Here is a 13,199-nt window from a genome sequence, read left to right on the forward strand (position 1 = left end):
AAGCACTGGCGCCATGAAATTGCCACTAACTGGATCATTTCAAGGCGCGGTTGGTTCGTAAGCTAAGGGTCGCTTGACGCCGGTCCAGTAAGTGAATTGGCGGCACGGGCGATGCCTCGACGGACAGCTCCAACACCACGGAAACAGCCTTAGGCGACGCTGAATAAGTTCCCGCGATGCAGCGCAGCCTGGTTTGGGATGGGCAACGCAACAGGCTGCCCAGCAACTCAATGAGCCAGATCGATCCAGAGTCTTCTATTCGCAGTCTTCACGGCGTCATACGGGTCGTGCGCGCACGCGAAAACAACTTGCGCAATGTCAGCGTCGAGATTCCGAAGAAGCTGATCACCGTGTTTACGGGAGTTTCGGGCTCGGGCAAGTCGTCCCTCGTGTTCGACACGATCGCTGCGGAATCGCAGCGCCAACTGAACGAGACCTTTCCGGCATTCGTGCGCAACCGCTTGCCGCACTACGGCCAGCCCGACGTAGACGCGCTTGAAAACCTGTCGCCGGCGATCATCGTCGACCAGAAGCGACTCGGCGGCAATCCCCGTTCGACCGTAGGAACCGCGACCGACATCTATGCGCTGCTGCGCCTGCTGTTCTCGCGCATCGCGCTTCCAAGCGTCGGCGAATCCTCGGTGTTCTCGTTCAACCATCCGCAGGGCATGTGCCCCACCTGCCTCGGGCTGGGGGCAGTCGTCGCGGTCGACGAAGAAAAGTTGATCGATCGAAGCCGGTCACTGAATCAAGGGGCGCTCACGTTCCACGGCTTTGACGTCGGTAGCGCCCGTTGGAAGCGCTATGTGGCGTCCGGGCTGTTCGACAACGACAAGCCGCTCGGGCGCTACACCCGGGCAGAGTTGCGCCTGTTGATGCATCAAGCGCCGATGGCCCTCAAGGAGCCGCCCGCCGATTGGTACAAGAGTGCCAGATATGAAGGGGTGGTCGACCGCTTCACGCGCGCGTACCTGCAAAAGTCCGCCGACCAGCTGAAGCCGCATGAGCGCGATGCGGTTGCGCGGGTCGTCCACCGCGGCACGTGCCCGACGTGCAAGGGCTATCGCCTCAACCCGACGGTCTTGGGCGCAAAGATCGATGGCCGCCACGTCGGCGAGTTGGCCGCGCTGCCGATCCTGGATCTGCTTCCCCTCGTTCGGGCCATCGACGACGCGCGCGCCGCGACCATCGTCACAGCCATCGCCGCACATCTCGAGAGCCTCGTGGCGATCGGCCTCGGATACCTGAGCCTCGACCGGCCGACGCCAACGCTGTCGGGCGGCGAGTCGCAGCGCGTGAAGATGGTTCGCCACCTCGCAAGCAGTTTGTCCGACATGACCTACATCCTGGATGAACCGAGCATCGGCCTGCACCCGCGCGACGTGCACCAGCTGAACGGCCTCATCGTCGGGCTGCGCGACAAGGGCAACACCGTGCTCGTCGTCGAGCACGACCCCGATGTCATTGCGATCGCCGACCATGTCGTCGACATGGGACCGGGCGCTGGCACTCACGGCGGCACGGTGGTGTTCGAGGGATCGGTTTGCGCGCTCGCCGAAGCGGCGACCTTGACCGGCCGTTTCCTGCGCAGCGGCGCGAGGCTCAAGACCGCTGTCCGCAAACCCGCCGGTGCCTTTCGCATTCGCGGCGCAACGCGGCACAACCTCGCGTCGGTCGACGTCGACATCCCGCGCGGCGTGTTGACCGTCGTCACCGGCGTCGCCGGGTCAGGCAAGAGCAGCTTGGTCAACGGGGTGCTCGTGCCTCAGCACCCCGACATCGTTTGCGTCGACCAAGGCGCACTGGTCGGCTCGACCCGCTCGAACATGGCGACCTACACCGGTGTACTCGATGCCATCCGCGACCTGTTCGCCAGCGAAAACAAGGTCAGCGCGTCGCTGTTCAGCGCCAACTCGACCGGGGGCTGCCCGACGTGCCGAGGCCTCGGCGAAGTCACGCTCGATCTCGGGTTCATGGATTCGATCACCACCGTCTGCGAAACCTGCCATGGCCGGCGTTTCCGCGAAGACGTCCTGAAGCTCAGGTACCACGGCATGGCGATCGACGAGGTGTTGAAGCTGACGGCGGAGAACGCGGCGGCATTCTTCATCGATCAGCCTGCGGTGTGCAGTCCGCTGCAGCGCGTCGTCGAAGTCGGGCTGGGCTATCTCGCACTCGGCCAGCCGCTCAGCACGCTGTCGGGTGGGGAACGCCAGCGCATCAAGCTGGCGACCGAACTGCACCGCGGCAGCCAGACCTACGTCCTGGACGAACCCACCACGGGACTCCACATGTCCGACGTCGCCACGCTGATCACGTTGCTGGACGGCATGGTGGAGGACGGCTCGAGTGTCATCGTCATCGAACACAACCTTGACGTCATCGCAAGCGCCGACTGGATCATCGACATGGGCCCGGGCGCCGGGCGCGACGGCGGAAGAGTCGTCGCGCAGGGCACGCCTGAGCAGATCGCGCGTGACCCGGCATCGGTGACGGGCGCTTTCCTAATCTCACGACTGCACGGCAGCTGAGCACCGATCAGGGACTGAACCGCGGGCCATCGCGTGATGGCCCGTTCGGGCGATGCGGCGCCAGCACGCGCTGGGCACGATGCCGGCAGCCTCAACCTGCCCCTCGGAGCCGCCATAATTCCTCACCACTCAGCCGCCTGGCGCCACTGCCTCGGAACGACCCTGGTCGCCTGCCTGGGCGCACTCAGCCTGGTGATCGCACCGCCCGCGCACGCTGCTGAAGCCGCTTCAGCGCCAGAGCCGTCGTCGCTGCTGGCCCTGTTCCAGCGCCTGCCCGATCTGCCCGCCAATGCCCCCGAGGCAGCGCGGTGGTTCGACGCGCGAGGCCAGCTCATCCACCCCGGCATGCTGGCGTTGCAGGCCGACATCCGCGCGCGCCAGCAGGCACTGGCACCGCTGGCCGCGGCCCTCGGTGAACGCGGCCGGGCGCAAGGCCAGCGGACCGTCGCCGCGCTGGAGCCCTTCGATCCCGCCCTGGCGCACGGCGCCCGAAGCGCTCGCCGCGTTGGCCGCACAGCCGCGCAGCCGCGCAGCCGCCCCAGGCCGTGGCCGAGTTGTTGAACGCGCTGGACGCCTGCGATATGGCGCATGGCGTGCTCGTCTTCGACGACCTGCACCGCGTCGACGACCCCGCCTTCTTCGACTTCCTGGACCGCCTGCTCGAACGCCTGAGCCCGCGCTGGACCGTGGCCGTCGCCACGCGGCACGACCCGCCGTTGGCGCTTGCGCGGCTGCGTGTGGCCGGCGAGCTGGCCGAGTTCCGCCAGGTCGACCTGCAGCTCAGCGAGGCAGAGGTACGCGCCCTCGTCACCGCGCAGGGGCAGCACGCCACGCAGGCCGAGAGCCCGCACGAACGCACGCAGGGCTGGGCCGCCGGCCTGCGCCTGGCATTGACGTCGGGCACGGCAGCGGGCGACAGCAACAAGCTCATCGCCCGCGCCTTCGACCTCAGCCCCCACACCGTCAAGCGGCACGTGGCCAACATCCTCGACAAGCTCGACGCCGGCTCACGCACGCAGGCGGCGGCCTGGTATCTGACCCAGCCCGGCGCCTGACGGCACGCAAGGAAGTTCGCGGAGGGACGCGGTCCGCCTGCGCAGGATGCGCAGTGGCGCTGTGCGCCGCGCCACTGCGGTTTCATCGCGCAATCACATCGAGCCGCATCCGCTGCGTCGGCAGGCCTTCGACGGCAACTTCAACCACGATGGGGCCGGGCGAAGCGCCCGCGCGGACTGCCGCCACCATCCGACCGTGGAAGGTCTTGCGTTCGCCCGATTGCAGGCTGCTCGCATCGACGGGGTCGCCGTTGCCCGCGCCGCCCAGCACGCCGGCGCCGGTCACACTGACCTTCACCTGGCGATCATCGGCGCGCGCGTAGATGGGAACGCCGTCGCCGTCGGCCAGCTCGACCGTCACGTAGGCCAGGTCCTCGCCATTGGCCTTCAGCTGCGACCGGTCCGCAGTTGCCTTGAACGCCGCTGGCAGGCCTGCCGTGCGCAGCTCCCACTGGCCGGCGCGCCTGCCGTCCCGGTAGCCGACCGCCAGCAGGCGGCCCGGCGCATAGGGCACGACGAACCGGGCCTTGTATTCAGTGGCGAGGCCTACGGCCTGCCGCCCCAGGCTCTTGTCGTTCAGGAAGAGTTCGACCTCCGGGAACTCCGAATACACCGCGACGTTCAGCGGCTTGCCTTTCTGACCGGCCCACGACCAGCTGGGATGCACGTCCTCCAGCGTCCAGTCGTTGTGCGGGTCGCCTTCCGGGAAGGGGTAGTGCGGGAAGGCGCGAGTGCCAGCCGGCTGCTCGACGAAGGCCGCGATCGGGTCGATGCCGGTCTTCCACAGTACCTGGCGGTAGTAGGCGGCGGGACGCTTGCGCCCGGTAGCGTCGATCTCGCCGCAATAGGCCAGGTGCCACGGATATGGGCCCCAGGTCTTCCAGTCCTGCTTGGCGTTCACCCAGCCGATGCCGGCCTCGCCGAGGTAGTCGAAGGAGGTCCACACGAAATCGCCGATCACCCACGGCAGGGTCTCCACCGGACGCCAGTAGTTGAAGGCGTAGCGGGACAGGGACTCGCCGCTGTACATGACACGCGACGGGTATTGCTCGTGGTCGCGTTCGAACAGGTGGGGCATGTAGTTGTAGCCGGCCGCGTCGAGCTCGCCATAGGCGCTGGCGATCGTCGGGGAGTCGATGCTGACCGCCTGGGTCACCGGCCGGGTCGCGTCGAGCTGGCGGACCCGCTGGACCAACATCCGTGCGGTCTTCGCGCCCTCGGGCGTGCCCTGCTCCCGGATCTCGTTGCCGATGCTCCAGAGCAGCACACTGGGGTGATTGCGGCCGCTGATGATCAGGCTGTCCAAGTCCTTCTGCCAGTTGTCAGCGAAGAAGCGGGCGTAGTCGGCGCTGGTCTTGCTGTTGCGCCAGGCGTCGAAGGCCTCGTTGATGACCAGCATGCCGAGCTCATCGGCAGCGTCCAGGGTGGCTTGGCTTGCTGGGTTGTGGGCGTTGCGGATGGCGTTGTAGCCGGCCGCCTTCAACAGCGCGACCTTGCGTGCATCCGCATCGGGAAGCCCGGCGGCGCCGAGCATGTAGTTGTCGTGGTGGATGTTGCCGCCGCGCAGCAGGACCTTCTCGCCATTGATGCGCAAGCCGTTTTTCGCATCGATCGCCACGGTACGGATGCCGAAGCGGGTCAGGCGCACATCGATCGCGACACCGTTGACGCGCACTTCCTGGCGAAGCAGGTAGAGATGCGGTGCCGACGGCCCCCACAGCCTGGGCTTGTCCACGGCCAGAGCTTGCCCTGCATCCACCTGGCCGCGCGCCGGCACGACATAACGCTTGCTGGCGCGGGCGACCGTCTCGCTGCCGTCGACGCTGGTCACGGCCGTGACCACTTCCACCTGTTGCGGCTTGGCCTGGCGGTTGGAGAGGCGTGTGCGAACGTCCAGGTCCGCCCGTTGACCGGTCGCGGCGCGGGTCGCTACCGCCACGCTGTCGGGGTCGATGTGCACCGGGTCCAGCAGTTCCACAGCCACCGGGCGGATCAGGCCCGAGCCGGCATACCAGCGCGACGACGAGTCCTCATGGCGCGCCCGCACGGCGATGACGTTGTCGCCCACCTTGACCTTGCCTGTCAGGTCCAGCGTGAATGCGGTGTAGCCGTAGCGATGCTGGCCCACAGGCTCGCCATTCAGCCAGATATCGGCGTCCATGTAGACGGCTTCGAACTTCAGCCGGACCACGCGGGCGGTTTCGGCCGAAGTCAGCGTGAGGTGACGCCGGTACCAGCCGGTGCCACCCGGGATGTAGCCGGAGTCGCGGCCACCCACGGTGGCAGGGTCGAAGGGTGGCGACCCGTCGGCCTTGTCCAGAATGGAGAAGTCGTGCGGCACGGCCACATGGCGCCATGCGCCGTCGTCGAAGTCGGGCCTCTCCGCTCCCTTGACCTCCCCCGCCATGAAACGCCAGCCCATTGAGAGACGGCGTTCCTCAGCGGTCGACGTGATCGAGACGAGCGCCAGCATCAGCGCCCATGGCAAGCGGCGCGTGAACTTGTTGAGCCTCAACATCAATTTGTGTCCCAGGACTGTCCGGTTAAATGAGCCGCGCCGCGCCTGACATCAAGCATTGATGCGGGTTGCAGGCCGACGCGCCCCAAAGTGACCCGCTCGACGCCGCTAACCAGTCGAACCTATTCAGCTTTCAACCGGACAGCAGTGAAGCCGCATAACGTTGCCGTTCAGTAGCCTGGTTCCGAGCGTAGCGATGACGAATCTGTTCCCGGTGTTCAGAAGATCTCGATCACCGTTGCAGCTGGGGCAAGGCCTTCGCTGACGGCGCGCAGCGTGGCGCGACCGGGGCTGCCGGTGGATTGCAGGATCACCTGCGCATGGCCGTTGAACACGCTGCGCTGCCACGGCCCGGTGGACGTGGTGGTGCGCAGCGTCAACCAGCGCCGGCCGCCCTGGGCGTCGTCGAACAGCTGGCGCGTGCCGCCGGCCGGCGTCGCGAAGACGAGGGTCAGCGCGTTGACGTCGGCCAGCTGGGCGGGGTCGAGGTCGATGACGCCCATGCCGTCTTCGCGGCGCGGGGTCACTGCCTTGCCGTTCAGGTAGACCTGCTGGCCGGGCGTGATGTCGCCCACGAACAGCGCCGCGTGGCCCGCTGCCGCAGCCGGGCGGGCAAAGCTGGCGTGCACGACGTTCCAGGCGCCATCGGCCGGCTGCTTCTCAATCGGCAACCAGGCGAAGGGGTCGCGCCAGCCGGCGCTGGCTGCGTCAGCGAGCAGTGCCGTCGCGTCTTCCTGCTTGGCCACGGCTTTCTGGCGCCAGCCGTTGACGGCGGCGTAGCGGTGGAACTCGGCGGGCTTGTCGGCCTCGTGCGAACCGGGGTCGCCGTTGCCCATGCCGATCAGGCGCACCGGGCCCGAGACCTCGAAGCTGATGCGCTGGCTGGCGGTGGGCACCACGCGGCCCTCCCGGTCGACCACGCTGACCCTGACCACCGCCACATCGTCGCCATCGGCGCGGATGCGGGTGCGGTCCGCCGTCAGCCGCACCGCGCTGCCGTCGCCGGTGGTGGCCACGGTCTCGGTGACGACCAGCTTGCCTCCCTGGTAGCCGCGCGCCGTCAGGCTGCCCGGTGCATAGGGAACGCTCCACTGCAGGTGGGCGTAGCGCGCCAACGGCTTGCGGCCCAGCGACTTGCCGTTGAGCAGCAGCTCCACCTCGTCGGTGTTGGCGTAGACGCGCACGTCGATGGGCTGGCCTTCGCGGCCGGGCCAGTTCCAGTGCGGCAGCACGTGCACCATGGGCTCGGTGGTCCAGGCGGCCTTGAGGTACTGGCCGCTGTCCTTGAGCAGCCCGGTCGTGTCCATCATGCCGAACTGCGAGGAGACGGCCGGCCAGCCGTAGGGCGTGGTCTCGCCGCGGTAGTCGAAGCCGGTCCAGAAGAACACGCCGGCCAGGAAGGGGCGCTCGGCGTTGTAGCGCCAAGCCTCCTCGATCGACGCCGTCGACGCGCCGCCGGAGCGCTTGTCGTAGGCGGCGACGAACACATGCGCCGGATCGTCGGCATAGATGCCGCGTGTGGCGTAGGTCAGGCCTTCCTCGGTGACGACCGATGCGCGCTCGGGGAAGCGCTTGTGCATGGCATCGATGTCGTGCTGGGCCTTGTAGTTGAAGCCCAGGACCTCGGAGCCCACCGCCGTGCCTTCGGGGCCACCGGAGCTGGACGCTGCCAATGTGGCCGGCCGCGTCGGGTCCATGCGCCTGACTATCGCCTGCATCTCGCGCGCCAGGCGCGTGCCGACGGCGGTGTTCTCGATGGCCCATTCCTCATTGCCTACCGACCACAGAATGACGGAGGGGTGGTTGCGGTCACGCCTCACCATGCGCTCCATCTCGTCACGGATCTGCGGCGCCGTGCCCATCATGCGGTGCTCGTCGATGACGAGGATGCCGAGCCGGTCGCAGGCCTCCAGCAGCTCGGGCGTGGCCGGATGGTGGGCCGAACGGATGGCGTTCACGCCCATGCCCTTGAGCATCTTCAGCCGCGCCTCGTGCATGGCGTCGGGCAGGGCAATGCCGATGCCGGCGTGGTCCTGGTGGTTGTTGACGCCGTGCAGCTTGACGTGGCGGCCGTTGAGGAAGAAGCCGGCGTTGGCGTCGAAGCGGATGGTGCGGATGCCGAAGGGCGTGTCGTAGCTGTCGACCACGCGGCCGCCGCTCTTCACGTGCGTCGTGAGCTTGTAGAGCTGCGGCGCCTCAAGCGACCACAGCTGCGGCGCCGTCACACGCAACGTGGCCGCCACGTCGGTGCTGGCGTCCACGCCCACGCGCCTTTCCGGCACGGTGGCGCGCGCCACGACGCGGCCGGCGGGATCGCGCAGTTCGTGCTCCAGGGTGAAGGACTCCGCCGCCTTGCCGTCGTTGCGCACTGTCGTGTCGACGGCCACCTCGGCACTGCCGCCGTTGACCGTGGCGCGCACGAAAGTGCCCTCGTGGCCCACGCGCAGCGGCTCGGTCTGGGTCAGCCAGACATGGCGGTAGATGCCCGCGCCTTCGTACCACCAGCCCTCCTGCGTGGTGGCGTCCACGCGCACGGCGACGACGTTGCGGCCGCCGTAATTCAGGTAGTCGCTGATGTCGACACGAAAGCTCGAATAGCCGCTGGCCTCGCGGTGCAGGTAGTGGCCGTTGACCCAGACCACGCTGTCGCGGAAGACGCCGTCGAACTCGATCGCAATGCGCTTGCCCTGTGCGGCTGCGGGAATGGCCAGCTCACGCCGGTACCAGCCGACGCTGTTCTCGGGGAAGGCCCGGCCGATGGCCTTGGAGCCGTGCGCCGCGCTGCCGCGCTCGGAGAACGGCAGTTCCACCGCCCAGTCGTGCGGCAGGTTCAGGCGGCGCCAGGTGCGGTCGTCGAACTCGGCGCCCGCGGGGCCGTCGCCAAAGCCGGCCTTGGCGAAGAAGAAGGACCGCGTGCCGTGGCCGAAGTCTTGCGCCTGGTCATGGGCGTGGCCGAGGGCGAAGCGCCAGCCGTCGTCGATGCGGGTGCGCTGGCGCCCGCCATCGGCGGCAGTGGCGCTGCCGACGGCAAAGGCCAGTGCGAGAGCCCAGAAGACCCAGGAGAAGGGGCGAAGTTGTCTCATCTTGATGTTTGACGTTGGGATCATGGTTCGCTCGATTCGCTTCGGCTGCCTGTCGCGGCCAATGCAGCAGGACGCGCGGCCGCAGCGGCCGCAGCGGCCGCGGACCCGCCGGACGCCGCAGCCAGACCAGCGCCTGCGACGGCGCGGACGAAGCTGCGGCGCGCTGGTTCATTGGGGACGGTACTCATTCAGGTTGCCTTGCTCGTGGCACCGCGCAATTACTGGGCGTTGTCAACGATGGCCTTGATCAGTTCAGGGAAGTACTGAGCGCCGGTTGTGCGGTTGAACAGGCCGAACTGGTGGTTGTCGCTGTAGCCGTTGTCCCACCACACCGGCACGATGCCATGGCGCACCGCCGAGTTCGTCACGTACTTGGCCCATTCCGTGCGGTAGAAGCCCGTCGGGTCGTACTCGGACTTCAGGATGACGCCGTACTCGCCCATCAGCACGGGGATGCGGTCAGCAACTGGCCCTTGGCTGCGGATGTGAGGTTGGTCGTCACTCGGATCGCGGTGCCGTCACCAAAGGGCAAAACGCGCTCGGCCATGACGCTATTGCCCTTCAGCGCGCGCGCGCCATCTTGACCTTGAGCATGATGGGCTCGGCCATCAGGTTCAGGCCACTGTCGACCTGGTCGCCGTTCCAGACGCGCTCCATCTGCCAGCGGCCCTTGTCGTCAAAGCTGCCTTCCTCGACGCGCAGCATGAAGCCGCTTGCTTGCGGCCCGCCTTCCATGCGCACGCGGGTGCGTTGGCCAACGATGAGGAACTCGTCGTCGCCGATCTGCGCAATGGCCACGCCGCCGCCGGGCTGTTCGGTGCCGGCCGGCCGCTCGTCTTTGCTGTCCCAAGCAAGGTCCCAAAACTGCCATTGGCGGTAGGTCAGCTTGGCGACCCAGCCGCCCGGCAGCTCCAGCGACTGCGGCTTGCGGTCGTCGCCCTCAGCGGCACCGCGCGTGCGCCCTTCGAAGGCCCATTGCGCCCACTGGCGCTGGATGGGCCGGAAGGCGCCGAAGACGCGGGCGAAGGGCTCGACCATGGTCTTGTCGGCGCGCTTGGAGCCCAGCGGGAAGTTGGCGTAGTTGAAGTAGTCCAGGCCGAAGGGCGCCACACCCAGGGCGCCGCGGCCCAGCGCCGCGTAGATCCAGCGCGCATAGCCCTCGGCATTGCCGATCTCGGGAATCCACAGCGCGTTGTCCGGTCGCTGATACAGGCGCATGTTGGCCTTGATCCCCTCGGAGTTGGGCGTGTAGATGTCGGGCGCGACGATGTCGATGGCGGGCGCGGCGGCCTTGTAGATGTCGATGACGTCCCAGACCGGCCCACCGCTGGCGAAGTTGCCCTGCCAGGGCTTGGGCGGCTGTTCCAGCGCCTCGCGCAGCGCGCCGTTGACGTACATCGGTAGGTCGTAGACGGCGCGGCCGGCCTTGGCGATCTCACCGATGTAGCGGGCGATGGCCCAGGCGTGGAAGTACTCGTCGGCGTAGTCGCCATAGACCTCGCGCCAGTTGCCTGATGCGGCGGCCTTGGGCTTCTGGCGCGCCACCACTTCGGCGGGCACCGGCTGCTCGAAGGCCGCCTGGGCGGCGGGCGCGAAGTCGCGCACGAGGCCATAGGTGCCGGACTCGTTTTCGACCTGAACCATCAGCACGGTGCGCTCGGTCGCGTCGATCTTCTTCAGGTGAGCCATGAGCGCCACGAAGGCGCGCTTGTCGGCCTTGAGCGTCTCTTCGCCGAAGGGGCTGAAGCAGAAGTTGGGCTTGCCGTCGCGGTCCAGCATGGAAGGGAAACGCTTCCCATTGAGCTTGACCCAGTCGGGGGTGTACGAGCCGCCGGTGTTCTTCCAGGTCGCGAACCACAACAGCACGAGGCGCTTGTCCTGCTGCCGCGCTTCCTTGACCAGGACGTCGAGGAAGCTGAAGTCGAACTGGCCTTCCTGGGGCTCGACCTGCTGCCAGGCCACCGGCATCAACACGGTGTTGGCGTGCGCATCGTTGGCCGCGGCCCAGACCTTGCCCAGGGCTTTGGGATAGTTGCTGGAGTTGTGGGCCTGGGCGCCGAGCATCAGGAAGGGTTTGCCGTCGACGAGCAAGGCATGGTGGCCGTCGCGCTGCACGAAACGCGGGGCTTCGGCCGCGCTGACGGGTATGGTCAGCATTGCGGCGAGTAGGGCCGCGATCAGGGAGGTCTTCTTCATAGGGGAAGCTTTGTGATTCGCTTGCTGAGATCAGGCGCGATGGCTCGGGCGCAGAAGCGGTTGACGAGGTTTCCTGCTGATCGTTGTTGCACTGCGGACGAGTGGGCTTGACGGCAAAGACCTATTGGCAGTGGCTCGCTTGGGACAACTGTTCGTCATCTACGTGTGAGGAGGGCGCGTGATATTTCCGCCGGGATCTACGGGGCCGCGCGCTTGGCAAGGGCATCTTCAGGGAAGGACTCCTTGCGCGCCGCGCGGCCGGGCCCGCCTTACGGTTTCGCAGGGACGGTCAGGCGCAGCATCAGCACGCTGTGTGGCGCCAGCCGCGCTTCCAGTTTGCCGCTGGTGTCGCCCGTCTTCTTGCTCCACAGGTCGGACCAGCGGTAGACGGCCTGCTTGAAATCGACCGATCGCTTGCTCAGGTCATCGCCCAGGACTTGCTTCTTCCAGTCATGGTGAACGTCGGCAGGCTGGTTGGAGCGGTTCAGGAACATCAGTGCCCAATCCCCGCCGTCGAGCGGCTTGGCGTAGAACTCCAGCGGACCGTCGACCAGGACGCGCAGCGCCTGCACACCCAGCTTGTCCTGGTTCACCGCGATCACGCCGGGGTTGGTGAGGATGCGGCGGGTCGACTCGGTCATGGAACGCAGGTCGTTGCCCAGGATGAGGGGCGAGGCCAGCATGGCCCAGATCGACAGATGGGCGCGGTCTTCATCCTCGCTCATGCCGTTGCCCACTTCGAGCATGTCCATATCGTTCCAGTGGCCCGGCCCTGCGAAGTTGCGCAGGTTTGCGTCAGCGTGCTTGTCGAGGATGCGCAGCACGCCCATACCCGTCGAGAAACCGGGATTGAACTGGCAGTCGAAGCAGTTATAGATATCGGGTGTGGTGCGCCACAGATGGCCGACTTTGCCGGCCCACTCCCACGGCTTGCTCATGCCCCATTCGCAGATGCTGAACACCATCGGACGGCCCGCCTTGGCGATCGCGTCGCGCATCGTGGTGTAGGCCGGTTCGGCGCTCATGCCTGGGGTGTCGCACCAGTCGTACTTGACGTAATCGATGCCCCAGCGCGCATAGACCAGCGCATCCTGGTACTCGTGGCCTCGGCTGCCGGGACGGCCGCCGCAGGTGGTGGCGCCAGCATCCGAGTAGATGCCGAGCTTGAGTCCCTTGCCATGCACATAGTCCGCCAGCGCCTTCATGCCGGATGGGAAGCGCTTGGCGTCCGGCTGGATGTTGCCATCGGCGTCGCGCTGGCCTTGCCAGCAATCGTCAATGTTCACGTACTGGTAGCCGGCGTCCTTCATGCCTGACTTGACCATGGCATCGGCGGTCTCGCGGAGCAGACGTTCGTCGATATCGCAGGCGAATTTGTTCCAGCTGTTCCAACCCATCGGCGGGGTAAGCGCCAGGCCTTCAGCCTTTTGAGCCCAGCTATTGCCTGCTACGCCAAAGAACAGGGTCAGCGCCGCGACGGCCATCATTGCCCAGCTCTGGAACGGCGACTTGTGTGTTGCGTGCTTTGTTTTCATTTCTGAATCACTCTCAGTTCGATCAGTTGTAGGTAGCAATCGGCCGGCACGCTTTGGCCTCACCACCACCGCCAGACTCGGCTGGATGGTGGGCGACTCGACAAGGTAGGCCGCCACGCGCATCAGGTTCGGACCGTAGAACAGAACGCTTTTGGTCATACCGTGTAGATGGAACCGCACGCCTTCCGCCGTTCGGCGCCAAGCAGAACCGTCGGACCGCGCGTCCGCCGGCAGCTGCTCGGCAGCGTCGAGCGCCGAAGGTTGCTGCCCTGTCTCGCGCG

The 13,199-nt window shown here is 67.0% G+C and carries 8 protein-coding genes; 3 read left to right on the top strand and 5 right to left on the bottom strand.

What is annotated here, in order from left to right; all coding sequences use genetic code 11:
* Positions 1-176: 176 nt before the first annotated feature.
* The 3 genes from ABIS05_RS19010 (at position 177) to ABIS05_RS19020 (ending at position 3,586) form a co-directional block, all read left to right on the top strand.
* The gene (locus tag ABIS05_RS19010) at positions 177-2,531 is read left to right on the top strand and encodes an excinuclease ABC subunit UvrA (RefSeq protein WP_348011800.1); all 2,355 of its coding nucleotides are present in this window, start codon (positions 177-179) and stop codon (positions 2,529-2,531) included.
* Positions 2,532-2,723: 192 nt separating this feature from the next.
* Entirely contained in the window at positions 2,724-3,092 is a 369-nt protein-coding gene (locus ABIS05_RS19015; protein WP_348011801.1) for a hypothetical protein, read from the top strand.
* A complete protein-coding gene (locus ABIS05_RS19020) occupies positions 3,077-3,586 on the top strand; it encodes a LuxR C-terminal-related transcriptional regulator (RefSeq protein WP_348011802.1) in 510 nt (169 codons plus the stop codon). The genes ABIS05_RS19015 and ABIS05_RS19020 overlap by 16 nt, the downstream gene beginning before the upstream one ends.
* Positions 3,587-3,668: 82 nt before the next feature.
* Here the strand turns inward: ABIS05_RS19020 and ABIS05_RS19025 are convergent, their stop codons facing one another.
* From ABIS05_RS19025 to ABIS05_RS19045, 5 genes are all read right to left on the bottom strand, one after another.
* The gene (locus ABIS05_RS19025; protein ID WP_348011803.1) at positions 3,669-6,104 is read right to left on the bottom strand and encodes a glycoside hydrolase family 2 TIM barrel-domain containing protein; all 2,436 of its coding nucleotides are present in this window, start codon (positions 6,102-6,104) and stop codon (positions 3,669-3,671) included.
* A 218-nt stretch (positions 6,105-6,322) separates the two neighbouring features.
* Positions 6,323-9,187: a beta-galactosidase GalA gene (galA, locus tag ABIS05_RS19030; RefSeq protein ID WP_348011804.1), complete on the bottom strand. Its 2,865-nt coding sequence runs from the start codon at positions 9,185-9,187 to the stop codon at positions 6,323-6,325.
* A gap of 218 nt (positions 9,188-9,405) precedes the next feature.
* Entirely contained in the window at positions 9,406-9,636 is a 231-nt protein-coding gene (locus tag ABIS05_RS19035; RefSeq protein WP_348011805.1) for a hypothetical protein, read from the bottom strand.
* 112 nt (positions 9,637-9,748) lie between these two features.
* Complete coding sequence (locus tag ABIS05_RS19040) at positions 9,749-11,383, bottom strand: DUF5597 domain-containing protein (protein WP_348011806.1); 1,635 nt, start codon at positions 11,381-11,383, stop codon at positions 9,749-9,751.
* A 269-nt stretch (positions 11,384-11,652) separates the two neighbouring features.
* On the bottom strand, positions 11,653-13,077 hold the full coding sequence (locus ABIS05_RS19045; RefSeq protein WP_348063310.1) for a glycoside hydrolase family 27 protein: 1,425 nt from the start codon (positions 13,075-13,077) through the stop codon (positions 11,653-11,655).
* Positions 13,078-13,199 lie beyond the last annotated feature (122 nt).

It is taken from the genome of Roseateles sp. (assembly GCF_039929605.1).
Taxonomy (GTDB): domain Bacteria; phylum Pseudomonadota; class Gammaproteobacteria; order Burkholderiales; family Burkholderiaceae_C; genus Pelomonas.